Here is a 17,734-nt window from a genome sequence, read left to right as displayed (position 1 = left end):
AATAAGAATCTTCAATTATGATAAAAGGTTTCATCAGACTATTCGCTACAGGAATTGCATGCAGTATTTCTCCGCTGAACCACGCGCAGGAAGTCCTGAGCTTTCCTGGTGCTGAAGGTTTTGGAAGATTCACAACGGGAGGTCGTGGCGGAAAGGTCTATTTCGTAACCAATCTGAAAGATGATCATTCTGAAGGAACATTAAGATATGCCCTGAATCAGAAAGGGCCGAGATATATTGTTTTTAAAACCAGCGGAACCATCTATCTTGAGTCTCCTTTAAAAATAAAAGAAGGCAATGTCACCATTGCAGGGCAAACCGCTCCCGGAGACGGTATTACCGTTGCCAACTATGAAACATTTGTAGCAGCCGACAATGTTATTATCCGTTATCTGAGATTCAGAATGGGAGATCAGAAAAAATATGAAGGTGATGCCTTGGGAGCCAGATTTATCAAAAATCTGATGGTAGATCATTGCTCAATGAGCTGGTCCACAGACGAAACCGTTTCCATCTACGCCAACGAAAATACAACCCTGCAATGGTGCATTATTGCGGAAAGCCTCAGAAACAGCTTCCATCAGAAAGGAGCTCATGGTTATGGGGGAATTGCCGGAGGTAAATGGGCATCATTCCATCACAATATATATGCTCACCACGACAGCAGGAATCCACGGCTAGGCGAATATGCAGGAAGTAGATCTGCTCTCACCGACCTGACAGATTTCAGGAATAATGTGATCTACAACTGGGGGCATAACAGCCTATACGGAGGCGAAGGGATGAACGTCAATATCATCAACAATTATTACAAACCAGGGCCTGCCACCATCACCAGACAGCGGATTGTCGCCATCGACAAAAATGAAAATCCAAAAACAGAAGTTTATGATATCTGGGGGAAATACTACATCCATGGAAATATCATGGAAGGATGCCCTGAAGCAACTAAAGACAATTGGAAAGAAGGTGTTTTTAATCAGATGAAGCCTTCTTACAACCTGACAGAAAAGGATAAAAACGCCATCAGGATCAATCAGCCTCACAATATTGAAAATAATATCATCACCCATTCTGCACAGGAAGCATATGATAAAACTTTACAATACGGAGGAGCAAGCCTCATCCGTGATTCTGTTGATCTTCATGTTATAAAGGACATCGAAACCGGAAGTTTTACTTATGCAGGATCAAAAGGGAGTACAAATGGAATCATCGACTCTCAGGAAGACGTTGGTGGATTTCCAAATCTAAGGAAGGAAAGACCACTCCCCGATTCAGATAACGACGGAATGCCTGATGCGTGGGAAATCAGACAACATTTAGAACCAAAATCCGCCAATGCCAATGGTAGAGATCTGGATAAAAATTATGACAATATTGAAGTATACTTCAATGATATCGTGAGTGAAATAACCGATAAACAACGCTAATAACCATGACAACTCTTTGTTACAAATCGGTAAACTAATAAGAAAAAGTATGAAATTCAGCTTATTTACAATATGTATTGCAGGAGCTTTTATCAGTTCAACCCTTTCAGCACAGACTTCTGTAAATGAAAACAGTAAGAAAAACCCTAAGGCTCCATTTTCCTATGCGGAACTTTCCGTAAAAGAAGGCGGCCAATGGGAAGGCAATCAATACATTGGCGGAACTTTTAAAAATGTTGAGGAACTTACCCTGCCGGAAGCCCATACAGATCACTCCTCATATATCAGATATGAAGGAATTGGCCTGGAAAACAATCAGATCGGCTACAGGCTCTATCTGGACTGGAGAAATGCTACGGATATTTTTGGTAAAAAAGTAACCACTCCGGTATTACAGGAAGTTGGTCAGGATGGTTTTGAATCCTATCATCATGATGCTCCGTGGGGACAGGATATCCTGAAGTCCGGCCGTACCATCGGAATCGGGTCTTATGGAAGATATGATGAGCAGAATGATTATGTTGAAACTTTTAAAATCGTAAAAAAGACTACCGCAAAAGTGGTGAATGAAAAAGACCGGTCTTATGCCACTATTGATTACAAAAGCTGGAAAACCTGGGGTAATCCGGTAGATCTGCAGTCAAAGCTTACTATTTTCCCTAAAGACCGTTTCGTAAAAGTAGACCTTACCCTAAGCAGCAGCCTTTCAGGGTTATGTACGGGAATCGTTGCTTTTAAAGATATTCCCTTGAAACAGGGAATCAGTAAGAATAAAAAATGGGGCTATATTGCGACTTATGGGCCGCAAACTTTAGCCAAAAAAGAAGACAATCTGGGAATGGCAGTCTTCTATCCTATTGAAAGTTTTGATCAATATGTAAAGACGAAATCTACCCATACGATCATTTTCAAAAAGACAAAAAATGTATCTTATTACTTTTTAGGAGCCTGGTCACAGGAACCCAACGGCATAACCACCGAAGACGCTTTCTACCAGGATCTGGATAAAAAACTGGATACTCTGGATAAAACCCAACAACTTTAAAGTTTAAAAGCATGAACTTTATTAATAATTCTATGACAATCTATGCATTGGCAGCAGTATGTTCAGGACTTTTTTTTTCCTGTGCACAACAACCATTGCCAAATTCTTCATCCGAAATACATTCAGCGGTAAACGGAAAAATCTCAGCCAAACTTCCATGGTCTGAAAGAATGCTTCTTTCTGAGATACAACGATTTCCTCAGGCATGGATGCTGGATTACAACAAAGCACCCAAATGGAGCTATCCCACAGCCATCGTTCTGGAAGGAGCCGAAAGACTGTTTGAAAAAACCGGAAACAAAGAGTATTACAGGTATATCACAACCTTTGGTGACACCATGGTGAAAGAAGACGGAAGCATTATTTCTTACGATCTTTCCAAATACAACATTGATATGCTGAATTGTGGAAATGTTCTTCTTTACCTTTATCAGCAGGAGAAAAAGGACAAATATTTAAAAGCCCTGCAAACTCTTCGTTCCCAGATTGACGGTCAGCCCAGAACTTCCGAAGGCGGTTTCTGGCACAAGAAAATTTATCCCAACCAGATGTGGCTGGACGGATTATACATGGGAGAACCTTTTTATGCTCATTATACCCATGATTTTTCAAAAGGAGAAGAAGCTGAAAAAGCTTATAACGATATCATCAATCAGTTTGAACTGATTCAGAAACATCTTTTGGATAAAAAAACGGGACTGCTCTATCATGCCTGGGACGAAAGCAGAGAACAGCAATGGGCGAATAAAGAAACCGGGCTTTCCCCCAATTTCTGGTCAAGAGCAATGGGCTGGTACGGAATGGCTATCGTAGATGTACTGGATTATCTGCCTCAAAACCATCCGGGAAGAGCAAAATTATTTACCTACCTGAAATCTTACTGTGATGCCGTTATCAAAGTTCAGGATTCCAGGACAGGACTGTGGTATCAGGTATTGGATAAAGGAGGAGAAAAGGGTAACTATCTGGAAGCAACAGGCTCATCTATGTTTGTGTACACCATGATAAAGTCCGTCAACAAAGGATATTTACCCAAATCGTATAAAGCCTATGCAAAAAAAGGATACGACGGCATTATCAAAAACCTGATAACAGTAGATGAAAACGGCATTGTCAGCTTAAATAAATGCTGTGCCGTGGCAGGCTTGGGCGGAACACCCTACAGAAGCGGTTCTTACGAATATTATGTGAATGAAGAAGTCCGCTCCAATGATCCAAAAGGAACAGGTCCGTTTATTCTTGCCTGTTTAGAATTTGAAAAATAAAAAAAGGATTGAGGTAAAGTATAATGTGATTGTATGGAGACAAAAAGTATTTTAAATATCATTTTCCTTACTGCCTTTTCGGCTGCTTCCACCTATCTTCAGGCACAGGAGAAAAACTATGTTTCGGAAGTATGGACTGCCGACCAGGGGAAAAGCTACAGAAACCCCGTTTTATATGCAGATTATTCAGATCCGGACGTGATTCGTGTGGGAAATGACTATTATATGACAGCCTCCAGTTTCAACGAAGCTCCCGGACTGCCTGTTCTACATTCCAAAGATATGATCAACTGGAAACTGGTTAATTATGCCATTCAGGATATCTTACCTCTTGAACACTTTTCAACCCCCAAAAGAGGCGATGGTGTTTGGGCGCCCAGCATCAGATTTCATAAAGGAGAATTTTACATTTACTGGGGTGATCCGGATTTCGGAATTTATATGGTAAAAACTAAAGATCCTCTGGGAATTTGGGAAAAACCCGTGTTGGTGATGGAAGGAAAAGGTTTGATTGATTCCTGTCCTTTCTGGGATGAAGACGGCAATTCCTACCTTATTCATGGCTGGGCCGGAAGCCGTGCCGGAGTAAAAAGTATGTTAACCCTTAATAAGATGAATCCTGAGGGAACAAAAGTACTCGACAAAGGAATTCATGTTTTTGACGGTCATGACGCCCATCCTACTGTTGAAGGTCCCAAAATGTATAAAAGAAACGGCTACTATTATATTTTTGCCCCGGCAGGTGGTGTTGCAACAGGTTGGCAGCTTGCGTTGAGATCAAAAAACATCTATGGTCCTTACGAAGAAAAAATTGTTCTGGAACAGGGATCAACAACCGTCAACGGACCTCATCAGGGAGCATGGGTGGATACACCTTCCGGAGAAGACTGGTTCTATCATTTTCAGGATGTAGATGCCGGAGGAAGAATTATTCATCTTCAGCCTATGAAATGGGAAAAAGACTGGCCTGTAATGGGAACAGACTATAATAAAAACGGAATCGGAGAGCCTGTTGAACGTTATAAAAAACCTGATACGGGTCAATCCTCTCCTATAATTACTCCTGTTGAGACTGACGAATTTGATGGGGAGAAATTAGGGTTACAATGGCAATGGAGTGCGAATGAAAATATTATATGGTCCTCCAAACTTCCCGGACAGCAATTTTTAAGATTATTCGCGATAAAAGTTCCTGAAGGTGAAAAAAACCTCTGGAACGTTCCGAATCTGTTAACCCAAAAATTCCCCGCTCCTAATTTTTCCGCCAAAACAAAGGTAAAATTAGTTCCCGAAGAAGCTAAAGATGGCAAGACTGCAGGATTATTGATCATGGGACTAGATCATGCATCACTGGTTATCACCAACAAACCGGATGGTTATTATGTACAACTAAGGAAAGCTGAAAAAGCAGATAAAGGCGGTGAGGAGAAGATACTCTGGGAAACTCAGTTGAAAAGCAATGAAGCTTATTTAAAAGTGAATATAACCGAGCCCAATGGATTATGTCAGTTCAGTTACAGCGAAAATGGCAAAAATTTCATCAAAGCAGGTGAAATTTTCCAGGCAAAACCGGGAAAATGGATTGGAGCAAAAGTAGGACTTTACAGCATCAGTACGGCAAAAGCACCACGAGGAGGATATGCCGATTTTGACTGGTTCAGGGTTACTAAGAAATAAAATAGAGAATAAAAAAAGATGCCTTTCCGATTATCCAACAAAAATAATCATGAAGAAAAGAATATGTAAACCCGTTTTATTTTTATTAAGTGCCCTGGTTCTGTCAGCATGTCAGTCACAGGATAAAGCACAGAAAACAGCTACAAAAACGGACAGAAAAATAACCCATATCTACCTCATCGGAGACTCCACAATGGCTGATTATACCGGAGATTATGATCCCGGCAAAGACTATATGAAAGTCCGGTATCCCATCACAGGCTGGGGACAGGTTTTTCAGCCATTTTTTGCAAAAGACAGTATACAATCTCTGAAGCCCTTTAGCACAAGTGATTCTGTGGCGGTTATAGACAGAGCTCACGGTGGAAGAAGCACACGAACTTTTTTCCAGGAAGGAAGATGGCGTTATGTCTATGAACACCTTCAGGCTGGTGATTATGTGATCATGCAGTTTGGCCACAACGACGGTTCAGAAAAGCATCCGGAACGTTATGTAAATATTCAGGGATATAAAGAATTTTTACGTTTATTCGTTTCTCAGACGAGGCAGAAAGGAGGAAATCCCGTTATTGTAACTCCGGTCGCCAGAAATTACCCCTGGAAAGACGGAAAACTGGACAATGTGCACGGAGATTACTGGCAGGCACCGATTGATGTTGCAAAGGAAATGAACGTTCCCTATATCGATCTTAATAGATTGTCAATGGATTATTTTACAAAAAAAGGACAGGATTTTACCACCAGTCATTATTTCATGAACCTTCCGGAGAACGTGTATGAAGCCTACCCAAAAGGACAGAAAGATAATACTCATTTTCAGCCTGAAGGAGCCCAAGCAGTCGCCTCTTTGGTTTATCAGGAATTTAAAAAAATAATTAAAACTCAAAAAAAATAACATGAAGAAGTCACTTACAATTATCGGTTTGGCCGCAGCAATGATGTTTTCCGGGCAGGCTTTTGCCCAGAACCTGGATATTTACAAAAATATTGAGTTTACAATGCCTCAGGTTGCAGAAACCTCTTTTCCTGCCCAAACAGTTTCCATCACGCAGTTTGGCGGAATCTCCGGTGGAACTGTAAAAAATACGGCCGCTTTCAAAAAAGCCATTGAAGACCTTAGTAAAAAAGGAGGCGGAAAACTGGTGGTACCAAGGGGAATGTGGTTAACAGGTCCTATTGAGCTGAAAAGCAACATCAATCTACATGTAGAAGAAGGAGCGTTTATTATTTTCAGTAAAGATAAAAATGATTATCCCTTAGTGGATGTAAGTTTTGAAGGCCTCAATACCATCCGATGCCAGTCTCCTATCTCCGCAAAAAATGCCACGAATATTGCCATTACTGGAAAAGGGGTCATTGATGGAAGCGGTGACGCATGGAGAGCCATCAAAAAAAGTAAAGTTGCAGAATCTGAATGGAAAGAAATCATAACATCAGGGGGAATCCTATCTTCCGACGGCAAAACATGGTATCCTTCAGAAAGTTATAAAAAAGGATTTGAAAGCAGTTCAAGCTTCAATGTTCCTGATAAAATATCCAAAGATGAACTGACCACTGTAAAAGATTTTCTGCGCCCGGTAATGGTAAGTCTGGTGGGTTGCGACAAAATATTGTTAGATGGTCCTACTTTCCAGAACTCCCCCGCGTGGAACCTGCATCCACTGATGTGTTCTAATGTAATCCTAAGAAATCTTACCGTCAGAAACCCATGGTTTTCACAAAACGGCGATGGTGTAGATCTCGAATCCTGCAAAAATGTTCTGATCTATGACAATACATTTGATGTGGGTGACGATGCTATCTGTATCAAATCCGGGAAAAATGAGGATGGCAGAAAAAGAGGAATGCCTACGGAAAATGTGATCATCAAAAATAATGTAGTGTATCATGGCCACGGAGGATTTGTCGTGGGAAGCGAAATGTCCGGTGGAGCAAGAAATATACAGGTATCAGATTGTACTTTCATCGGAACAGACATCGGGCTTCGTTTTAAAACAACCCGTGGAAGAGGTGGAATTGTAGAAAATATTTACATTAAAAATATTGATATGATTAATATTCCTACCCAAACCATTGGTTTTAATATGTTTTACGAAGGTTCTTCACCGGTTTTAGAAGAGGGACAAAAACAGGAAGGAAATAAAACCCCGGAAAAAATGTATCCTGTAACGGAAGAAACTCCGGTTTTCAGAAACATCTTCTTTAAAAACATCAATGCCGTTAATTCTTATGAAGCCATCACCCTGTTTGGTCTGGCTGAAATGAACCTTAAAAATATTGTGATTGAAGATTCAAAATTTGATACAAAAAAAGCACTGACTATCGTAGATGCAGACGGAATTCAATTGAAAAATGTAACGTTGAAATATTCTGAAGGTACAGGTGCTACGGTTTACAACAGTAAAAATATCAACCTTGCTGCCGTAAAGTTTGAATCCTCAACTCCACCTTATATCAAAGTTTTAGGAAACAAAACCGGAACTGTGGTCTTGCCAAAAGAAATACTATCTGACAAAAGTTTACTTTCTATAGGAACGGATGTGCCTAAGAATGCAGTTAAATAATATAATTCAAACCATTACGCATTTTTAAAGGTGTAAAAATATAAGAATCCGGCTCATGATTTTTAACAAAAGACATACTTATATTTCTATTTTCTTTGTAGGGATGATGGCATTCGGGCAGACTAGCAGGCCGAATGCTACTCCTTACACCAATGAAGGAACTTTTGAAAAGCTCAAAAAGAAATACAGCTTCATTACTCCTATTGATCGCCCCATCCCTCCCAATATCAGAATAGACAAAGATGTTGAATATGGCACTGTTGACGGAATTTCTTTAAAAGCTGATGTTTATTACCCTTCTGACACATCAACAAAACATGCAGGAATTGCTATGGTACATGGCGGAGGCTGGATTTCCGGAAGTAAAGAAAATGAAAAATACATGGCAATGGAACTGGCTTCAAAAGGTTTTGTCGTCATTGCCGTTGGGTATCGCCTTGCTGATATTGCCAAATATCCTGCTGGCATTGAAGATATTGAAACGGCAATTCAATGGATCAGGAAAAACCACAGAAAATACGCTGTAGATAAAAATAAAATAGCGGTTTTAGGTGAATCTGCCGGTGCACAGATGGCTACCCTGGCAGGAGTAAAAGCCAAAAACAAAATAAAGGCCATCATCAATGTGGACGGGATTGTTTCGTTTATCCACCCTGAAGCTGAAGAAAGTACATATGCTTCTTACTGGCTGGATGGTGACAGGGACATTAATCTCAAAAACTGGACGGAAGCCTCACCCCTGGAATATGTAGATAAGCATACACCGCCTACTCTTTTCATCAACAGTTCGCAGCCCAGATTCCACGCAGGAAGAGATGATATGATGAAGAAACTGCGGTCTTATAACATCCCTACTGAATTTCATGAGATCAAAGATTCGCCGCATTCATTCTGGTCGGCAGAACCCTGGTTTACAGAAACACTGAACTATATTGTAGATTTTTTAAATAAAGTTTTAAAATAAGTCTTAAGCTCAAACGTATCCGATAAATGGTATGAAAAAATTACTTTTAATTCTATTCATAACAACATTTCAATGTTTGTGGGCTGGTGAACCGTACATTATCATAACGGTTGATCAGAAAGGAAACGGGGATTTTACCACCATTCAAAAAGCCATCAATTCTATAAGAGATCTGGGACCTGCTGAAGCATTGATCAAAATAAAGCCGGGAATCTATCATGAAAAGATAGTGATTCCCTCTTCGAAACATAAAATTACTCTGGAAGGCGAAAACAGAGAAAATACGGTCATTACCTATAATGATTTCTCCGGAAAGCCTGATGCCTTCAATGAAAAGATGACAACGTTCAATTCATATACGGTATTGGTGATGGCAGATGATATTAAAATTACCAATCTTACGATTCAAAACAGCTCATGCAACGAAGGGCAGGCTGTTGCCCTTCATGTAGAAGGTGATCGTTTTATCATCACCAACGCTGCTGTTTTGGGCTGCCAGGACACCGTATATGCTGCGACCAATCATAGCAGGCAGTATTTTGAAAACTGCTATATAGAAGGAACTACAGATTTTATTTTCGGACAGGCCACTGCCGTATTTAAAAACTGTACAATTAAAAGTCTTGCTGATTCTTATATCACTGCTGCTGCCACCGAAATTGACAGGAAATATGGTTTTGTATTCTTACACTGTACACTGGTTGCAAAAGATGGCATTACCAAAGTTTTTCTGGGAAGACCTTGGAGGCCCTACGCCAAAACAGTTTTTATCAATACAGAAATGGGAAAACACATTCTCCCTGAAGGCTGGAATCCATGGAAAGGCGATAAAATGTTCCCCGATAAAGAAAAAACCGCCTATTATGCAGAGTCCGCAAGTAAAGGAGAAGGCGGAAACACTTCAAAACGCATCAAATGGTCTCATCAGCTCACCCAAAAAGATTTGAAAAATTATACCCTGAAAAAAATATTGGATGGCTGGAACCCTAATTAATGAATTCTTGAGCAGACGTAAAAAAATTTATAAAAAACAACTATGTATAAAAAGCTACCCCTACTCCTTTTCTTCCTTTCAATCATGACATTGGCACAACAACCTACCCTGTTTCTGATCGGTGATTCAACAATGGCCAATAAAGAAAATCCTGATAAAAACCCGGAACATGGCTGGGGACAGATGCTTCCCTCTCTTTTGACTTCCGGGATCTCTATTCAGAATCACGCTACTAACGGGAGAAGTTCAAAAAGCTTCAGAACGGAAGGAAGATGGAATAAAGTGATGAATCAGCTTAAGAAAGGAGACTTTGTCATCATCCAGTTTGGACATAATGACCAGAAAGTCAATGATTCGGCACGATTTACCAATCCCTATACTCAATACAGAGCCAATCTTGAAAGATATGTAACCGAAGCAAGGTCAAAAGGGGCAATTCCCATTCTGCTCACCTCCATCGTGAGAAGAAATTTTAATGAAAACGGAGTTTTGGTAGATACCCATAGAGAATATCCTTTAGTTGTCAGAATGGTAGCGAATGATCTTCATGTTCCTTTTGTTGATTTACAGTTATTATCGGAGCAACTGGAGATTTCTTATGGTCCGGAAAATTCAAAAAAGCTGCATCTGCACTATAAAAAAGGGGATGAAACTTATTATCCTGAGGGAAAAGATGATGATACTCATTTATCAAAACTGGGAGCCGAATCTATTGCAAAACTGGCAGCTGCTTCTTTGAAAAAGATGAAAACAGGATTGGAGACCTATATTAAATAAAAAACGTTGCGATGTGCCCCGTTTGTCATTCTGTACTTATCCGGACAGCTATAAAATTAACGGCCAACAAAAAAACCGTACCCTGGCTGAGTACGATTGGAAATTAGTTTTACTAGATTTGCTAAGTATAATTAGCTATCCCAAAAATAATCCAACTTCCCCCATAAACAAAGGAAAAAATCAGATAATGTTATGTGAAAAATAACAAGACCTGACAACCGAAATCAAGGTCAGTGATTTACAATTCATAACGAAGAAATGGAGAATTCGGATATCTTGGTTTAAGAGATGAAGAAGGAAATTTATATCATACTGTTGAGGCTGTTTTTACATTTTAAACCTATGCCTACAATAACAAAAATTCTATCAATAATATATTCTATAATAAGAATCAGTTATTTCGTTGAATCCACACATCAAAACTCTTGATTTTTATCGGTTATTGCAAACAATAAATAAACTTTTAAACAAACAATAAAATGCAACCGATTAACCAAATTAAATATTTAATATTATAATTATATAAATATTAATATACTAAAATATAAAATAATTACATATTAAATTCATAATTTTACATCAGAACAAATCACAAAATATAAACTATGAAAACAATGTTCAAGGCTGCCTTCTTTACGGCAGCTCTAAGCTCTGCTTTTGCCCTTACCGGATGCGGTCACGAAGAGATCAGTAATGACCTGGCAGAAAGCGAAATCAATACTAAAAACACTTTGGCCCAAAAGATTGTTCCTCTGGCTAATTGTGTAGCTCCGGGATGGGCTTCTCAAAACGGAGGAACTACTGGAGGGGGAACCGCTGCAGAAACAACGGTTTCTACCTATGCCCAGTTAAAAGCGGCTATTGAAAATACAGCTGTAAAAGTGATTAAAGTAACCGGAACCATTACCATCACTACCCGTTTATCTCTTCAGGATCAGACCGGAAAAACAATTTACGGGACTGCAGGAGCAAAGCTTGTTTCTACAGACCAGACTAAAGACGGTTCCGGAATTATCAACATTAAAAGATGTAACAATATCATCATCAGAAACCTTATTTTCGAAGGTCCGGGAGCCTATGATACGGATGGCTGGGACAATGCTATCCTTGATGACTGTCGAAATGTATGGATAGACCACTGCGAATTCAGAGATGGTGTGGATGGAAATTTTGATATCAAAAACAAATCCGACTACGTTACGGTTTCCTATACCAAGTTCCATTATCTGAAAGCTCCGAAACCTGGAGGTTCAGGAGGGACAGATGACCACAGATTTTCTAACCTTATCGGCTCCAGTGATGGTGCTACAGCGGATGCCGGAAAACTGAATGTAACTTTTGTACGCTGCTGGTGGGCTCCTGGATGCAGAGAGCGTATGCCGAGAGTGCGGTTTGGAAAGATTCATATCCTGAACAGTTATTTCAACAGTTCTGTGAGCAATAAATGTATTGCAGCAGGGGTACAGGCTAATATTCTTGTCGAAAGAAATGTTTTTGAAAACGTAAAAGAGCCTATTAATTTAATGAGCGGCTTTACTGCCGTAACGCAAACCGGAAGCAGCTTTATTAATGTTACCGGAAATACAGCAGGAAGCGGAACCGCATTCACCCCGCCATACAGCATAACAAAACTGAATGCAGCTGATGTAAAAGCTGATGTTACGGCTAATGCAGGAGCTACGTTAGGCGGAAATGTCTGTGACGCTTTTTAACAGAAGACTTTAATAATAGTAGTAATAAAAAAGAAGAGTACCTCATTTCTGAGGTACTCTCTTTAGTTTCTAATAGAAGCAGACTTCAGCCTGCTTCATGAATGACGCTAATTATTCCTTTATCTTATTTTTTTCCAGCCATTTGGGATATTCTCTGGCGAGCAGTTTTTCTGCAAAATTCCCAAACCAGCTATATCCATTTCTCCTTTCTTCCGAAACTTCATTATAATTATACTTTACACTGCCGTCACGGTCTCCAAACAGAGGTTTGTTGGTGTGAATGTCATAGAATCTGGCCCAGATCACAGAATTTTTATCTTCAGCCAGTATTCTCACCGCTTTCCCGTTCTGCCTGGCAACATTGTAACTGTATCCTTCAATTCTATTCTGCTTAAACCATGCTACTGCTGCTTTTATGGACTTTTCTATTTCAGGAGTCACGGGCTGCTGCATCAAAAACCTTATAATTCCTACTGATTCTCCTGTAGCTAATGAAACAGGTTCAAAGGCTCTCGCCTTATCCGGCTGCAAAGTAATTTCATGATACTGATCCGCCCAAATGGAAGGATTTCCCTTTTGGAGCACCTGAGTTTTTAAAATACATCCGATACCTTTCTGGACCGCTATTTTTGATTTCTCTTGCAGGGAAGGCGAAATCACATCAAAATTATTCCTGCCTTCCGCAGCATTGTACAAAACAGTCAGAGCATTGATCATTGCATTATCGTTATAAGTCACCTGCTTTCTGTAGAGTCCTGTATTGGGGTAATATTGCGGAAAACCTCCGTTATCATACTGCATCATAAGAAGATAGCCGATTCCTTTTTCTGCCGCTTTTAAATATTCCGGATTTTTTGTAGTTGCATACGCTTTAATCAATCCATTGATCTCTCTCGAAGTTGCGTTATTATCAATGGTTGCATGATCATCCCCAGTAGATTTTATCTTTCTTAAAAGGGCTTTATCTATGCGCAGACTATAGTTTACCACCGACTTATCTTCCAGCTGTTTTCCCCAGCCGCCATTGGGAAGCTGATAGATCAGCATTTTTTCTGCCAGGGTATCCTTACTCTGGGCAGAATAATGGACCGCCAGCAATCCTAATGCAAATGTGTATATTTTTAGATTCATTTTTTATTATTTAAAAATTACTCTTTTACTTTTATCAACAATGGTTTTGCGATGATCTGAGCCTGTTTCTGAAGCATATTCTCCCAGTCTTTCTGTGTTTGAACCTGTCCGCTTTTCTGCCAGGCAAATCCTGCATAATAGGTTAAGGTTTTATTGGGTTTTGTAATGACATACAGGTTACTTTCATCAGGAACATCAGAAGTAAAAGCGATTGACTTTTCAACGATTTCCGGATTTACAATAATTCCTTCTCCCACAAAAGCATCGTCTATTTTCTCCCAATGAAGATAGTATCCATACTGATCATTCAATTGAGATTTTCCTTCGTTTTTATGCAGGGTAATTCCTATTGTATAATTCGGAACAGGCTTTTCAGATTCAAAAACAGATTCAAACTTAGAAAAGCTGGAACCCAGATCCAGAGAAATTCTTTTGGTTTCTTTCACTCCATATTCGCTCCATGGTTGATAAGTCAGTTCAAAAACAGTTCTCAAAGGACCTTCAGCAATTGTTCTGGAGGTTACAAAATTTTGGGAAACCTGAAGCTTGTCATCTTTCCAGATTCCAATGCCTCCGGTTCCTCTGCTGTTTCCCACATGGTAAGGATCATAGCCTTCTCCTCTTGTGTCTTTATGGTAATACATAGGATCGGTAAGATAGCCTTTATACCACTTATTAATTACGGGCAGATCTGTTCTTTTGAGCCAGATATCAACACCACTGGAAAGCGTACTGCTTTTTATTCCCTGTAAAGCTTCCTGCTGGCCTTTTGGGCCATACACTCTGAAGGCAACCCTGTCATTTTCCCAGGCATAATCATCTACTCTTTCAGGAACCAGCCTAGAATAGGTGGAAATTCTGCTTTCCGGAATATGAACGTTTCCGTCTGCTACAACACTATATGTATTGGTCTTTCCGGAGCCAATAGCAACAGGAAAAAGCAATTCATCATTTTTACCATCACCATCGTTATCTATCCATTGAATCGGAAGCCATTTTCCTTTTGCATCTTTTATTCTAAGTTCGTTTTCACTATGCTTGTTTAAGAACAAATGCAGTTGAGCCACTGGAATTGCGGCCACCTCATTTCTTGGAAAATCCAAAAAATTGGTCACCTGTACAGATCGCTGGGCAGATAAAAAACACGAAGCAATGCAACCGATTGCACAACTTAAGCCCATAAAGGTAGAATTCGGTATCAACATAATTTTACTCAATAAGTTAATCAACCAAAAATATAAATAATTTGTCAATAAATAAGTGATTATAATTGAAGTTATTTAAATCTTATCAGATCTTTAAAAACCAAAAATATCTGTTACTTTTTGCTCCTGATTCTGTTTTTATCAAATTAAATTGTACATTTGCTTTTCTATTATGCAAAAATTTCTCAGAGTCTTTTTTGTTTTTTCTTTACTTCTGATATTTGTTTCGAATGTCAGCGGGATAACGACATGTCTTGATCATGCCAGACACTCCAAAAGTAAAGTGATCTATAAAAAAGGTTCAAAAGAAGAGAAAATTCCTACCTTTTCTCAGGACGACGAATGTCAGTGTGCACTTCATCTGCATATGACCAATGTTCTTCTTCCTGAACCTTTGAATCTGGATTTTGCTATCGACACTACTAATGATAACGAGATGCCACAGCCGAAAGCCATTTCATATCGTTGTCTTCTCGATTTTTTCAGCTCCAGAGCTCCCCCATCCACATTTTCTGCGGTAGCGTAATCTATGCTGCCCTAATATTTCGTTTACAGATTTTTTAATCTGTACTGTAATTCCTTGGATACCTGTGTCTTCAAATTAGTAAGGATATCCTTTTATTAATAGGCAAATTCACTGCCCCTACTTCCCTGTTCATGACTACCAGTAATTTTAATTATTCGGGAATAATTCATTGTATTTCCCCAAATTCTGTGAAACTTTTCAGTCTAAGTTTCATCACCGCATCGTCATTTCTGTATGCACAGTCCCGTTCTGAAGATTCTTTATCTACAGTGGTTCAAACCGTTGAGGTTATCGGAAGAAAGTCTAAAGATTATACATCCGTCTACTCTTTTGCAGCCACCAAGATTGCAATGAAAAATAAAGATCTGCCTTTAACTCTCAATACGGTTACCAAGGAACTGATTACCGACCGACAAGCCTTTCAGCTTGGAGATGTAATGAAAAATGTTAACGGGGTCTCTCCTTCCAGCTATTATAATCAGTACAATATCCGTGGAATCAGCCAGAATGAGGAGGGCCAGATTATCAACGGTATGCGAACCCGGCAATACTATTTTCTACAGCCGATGACCTCCAATATAGAACGTGTGGAAATTTTTAAAGGTCCGGCAAGCATTACCATGTCAAGTGTGGATCCTGGAGGAACGATTAATATGGTGACTAAAAAACCATTGCCCGTTTCCCAACATGAGATCACTTCATCAGGAGGCAGCTTTGATACTTACCGTGTCTCCACAGATCTTACAGGTCCTTTGAATAAGAGTAAAACCTTGCTTTACCGTTTTAACGGAGCTTACCAGAACGCTTACTCATTCAGGGATCATGTTAAAAACAGCGGTATTCTGATCTCGCCATCCCTGACATTTATTCCCGATGAAAAGACCTCCGTGAATGTAGAAATGATTTTCAATGATCTCTATGGAAACCTGGACCGTGGGCAGCCTATTTTCGGTGCTGTAGCCGGAAAAACAGATCTGTACAGTACTCCAAGAACATTGAACCTGGGAGCTCCTGATGACTTTTTTAAAACCAGAGAACTTATTCTGATAGGAAGTGTTGCTCACCATTTTAACCAATCGATTAGTTTTAATGCCTCATATATGAAGCAATACTGGAGAGAAAATCTTCAGGAGCACAGAACAACCAATTCTTTTGTTCCTGACATGGACAACAAACCGGTTTCCAGTCTCGCCATGATGCAGTTTGTGCAGAGAAGACAAAACTGGGCAACAGATAATATAAATGCCTATTTTAATTTTAAATTTAAAACAGGAGCTGTTCAGCATCAGGCTTTAATAGGCTATGACGGGCAGATCTGGGACAAACGAAAAGGAGGACTGCAAAATGCCGCAAGAGGTTTTCTTTTAAAGAGCGGATCAGTAGCATCCTCTTACGATCCTGCAAAAGCTTCAGATTATCAGACCGTCAATTACAATGGAACGATCATTCCAAAGCCTAATGTCACACCGTTTGATCTGAATCCCGGAGCACAAAATTATCAGGGACCTGATTTTAATACGCTTAATGTGATCACCGCCTTACCCTCCGCTCGTACCACTACGCATGCAGCTTATATCCAGCATATTTTTACCTGGAAAAAGTTCAGAATATTATCAGGAATCCGTCAGGAGTGGTTTCAGGATACTACTAATTTCAAAGAAACCAACGAATCTTCTTTTAAAAACAACAAACTGCTGTACAGATTCGGGATTACCTACAGCATAACCGATAACATCAACCTTTATGGAACTTACCTTACCGGTTATCAGCCGCAATCCAATACGGTAACATTAATGCCCAATACCTCCAGTCTTACAGGATCTGCTGCAAGGTTTAAACCTTTGACTTCCGATCTTAAAGAAATGGGTATCAAAGCACAGATTTTTGGCAGAATTTCATTAAATCTGGCCGTGTATGAGATTAACCAGAGAAATATCATCATCAACGCCAATAATCCATCAGAACCTGATGAACTTATACAGCGAGGGGCAGACAGAAGCCGTGGATTTGAGGCCGAATTTTCCGGACATATCCTTCCTCAATGGCATATTTACGGAGGATACAGCTATATTGACGCTAAAATACTGGATGATTCCAACCTTGATCTTGTGGGAAAAAGAAAAGAAAATACCTCTAAAAATTCGGTCAATATCTGGACCCGCTACAATTTCTCAAACACCGAAGTGATCAAAGACTTTGGAATCGGGGCAGGAATGCTTTATCAGAGTTCAAAAGTTCCGTGGTTTACAAGAAGTTTTGAACTTCCTGCCTATACTACAATAGATGCAGCCTTATATTACAGCCCGGCAAAAACGATTCAGCTTGCTTTTAACCTGAATAATATTACCAATAAAGTCTATTGGATCGGAGCTCAGAATTATCTGAGGCTATTTCCGGGAACTCCAAGAAATTATTTACTAACCGCTACTTATAAATTTTAA

General features: G+C 39.6%; 14 protein-coding genes. 12 read left to right on the top strand and 2 right to left on the bottom strand.

All coding sequences use genetic code 11. From position 1 onward, the window contains the following. Positions 1-17 precede the first annotated feature (17 nt). From CRS_RS02190 to CRS_RS02145, 10 genes are all read left to right on the top strand, one after another. A complete protein-coding gene (locus CRS_RS02190; protein WP_142722446.1) occupies positions 18-1,433 on the top strand; it encodes a polysaccharide lyase family 1 protein in 1,416 nt (471 codons plus the stop codon). 49 nt (positions 1,434-1,482) lie between these two features. Next, the gene (locus CRS_RS02185) at positions 1,483-2,478 is read left to right on the top strand and encodes a DUF4861 family protein (RefSeq protein ID WP_142722445.1); all 996 of its coding nucleotides are present in this window, start codon (positions 1,483-1,485) and stop codon (positions 2,476-2,478) included. A gap of 11 nt (positions 2,479-2,489) precedes the next feature. After that, positions 2,490-3,743 (top strand): glycoside hydrolase family 105 protein, encoded by a 1,254-nt coding sequence (locus CRS_RS02180; protein WP_142722444.1) that lies wholly within the window; start codon positions 2,490-2,492, stop codon positions 3,741-3,743. A 33-nt stretch (positions 3,744-3,776) separates the two neighbouring features. After that, on the top strand, positions 3,777-5,420 hold the full coding sequence (locus CRS_RS02175) for a glycoside hydrolase 43 family protein (RefSeq protein WP_142722443.1): 1,644 nt from the start codon (positions 3,777-3,779) through the stop codon (positions 5,418-5,420). Positions 5,421-5,469: 49 nt separating this feature from the next. Beyond that, positions 5,470-6,315 (top strand): rhamnogalacturonan acetylesterase, encoded by an 846-nt coding sequence (locus tag CRS_RS02170; RefSeq protein ID WP_142722442.1) that lies wholly within the window; start codon positions 5,470-5,472, stop codon positions 6,313-6,315. A 1-nt stretch (position 6,316) separates the two neighbouring features. Next, on the top strand, positions 6,317-7,984 hold the full coding sequence (locus CRS_RS02165; protein ID WP_142722441.1) for a glycoside hydrolase family 28 protein: 1,668 nt from the start codon (positions 6,317-6,319) through the stop codon (positions 7,982-7,984). Positions 7,985-8,039: 55 nt separating this feature from the next. Beyond that, positions 8,040-8,948, top strand: a complete 909-nt coding sequence (locus CRS_RS02160; protein WP_142722440.1) for an alpha/beta hydrolase — start codon at positions 8,040-8,042, stop codon at positions 8,946-8,948. Between the two features lie 31 nt (positions 8,949-8,979). Next, positions 8,980-9,942 (top strand): pectinesterase family protein, encoded by a 963-nt coding sequence (locus CRS_RS02155; protein ID WP_142722439.1) that lies wholly within the window; start codon positions 8,980-8,982, stop codon positions 9,940-9,942. Positions 9,943-9,984: 42 nt separating this feature from the next. Then, positions 9,985-10,719: a rhamnogalacturonan acetylesterase gene (locus CRS_RS02150; RefSeq protein ID WP_142722438.1), complete on the top strand. Its 735-nt coding sequence runs from the start codon at positions 9,985-9,987 to the stop codon at positions 10,717-10,719. Positions 10,720-11,324: 605 nt separating this feature from the next. Next, positions 11,325-12,431 (top strand): polysaccharide lyase family 1 protein, encoded by a 1,107-nt coding sequence (locus tag CRS_RS02145; protein WP_142722437.1) that lies wholly within the window; start codon positions 11,325-11,327, stop codon positions 12,429-12,431. A gap of 111 nt (positions 12,432-12,542) precedes the next feature. Here the strand turns inward: CRS_RS02145 and pelA are convergent, their stop codons facing one another. Further along, positions 12,543-13,562: a pectate lyase gene (pelA, locus tag CRS_RS02140; protein ID WP_142722436.1), complete on the bottom strand. Its 1,020-nt coding sequence runs from the start codon at positions 13,560-13,562 to the stop codon at positions 12,543-12,545. Positions 13,563-13,579: 17 nt separating this feature from the next. After that, a complete protein-coding gene (locus CRS_RS02135) occupies positions 13,580-14,767 on the bottom strand; it encodes a DUF4861 family protein (protein WP_228451152.1) in 1,188 nt (395 codons plus the stop codon). 172 nt (positions 14,768-14,939) lie between these two features. Here CRS_RS02135 and CRS_RS02130 point away from each other — a divergent pair, with 172 nt between their 5' ends. Beyond that, positions 14,940-15,293 carry a hypothetical protein gene (locus CRS_RS02130; RefSeq protein WP_142722435.1) on the top strand — a complete coding sequence of 118 codons (354 nt, stop codon included), beginning with the start codon at positions 14,940-14,942 and terminating at the stop codon, positions 15,291-15,293. Positions 15,294-15,481: 188 nt separating this feature from the next. Then, the gene (locus tag CRS_RS02125) at positions 15,482-17,734 is read left to right on the top strand and encodes a TonB-dependent siderophore receptor (protein WP_228451151.1); all 2,253 of its coding nucleotides are present in this window, start codon (positions 15,482-15,484) and stop codon (positions 17,732-17,734) included.

The sequence above is a fragment of the Chryseobacterium sp. ON_d1 genome (genome assembly GCF_006829085.1).
Taxonomy (GTDB): Bacteria; Bacteroidota; Bacteroidia; order Flavobacteriales; family Weeksellaceae; genus Chryseobacterium.
The sequence above is the reverse complement of the archived record's forward strand: the minus strand, read 5'-3'. Positions and strand labels throughout refer to the sequence as shown.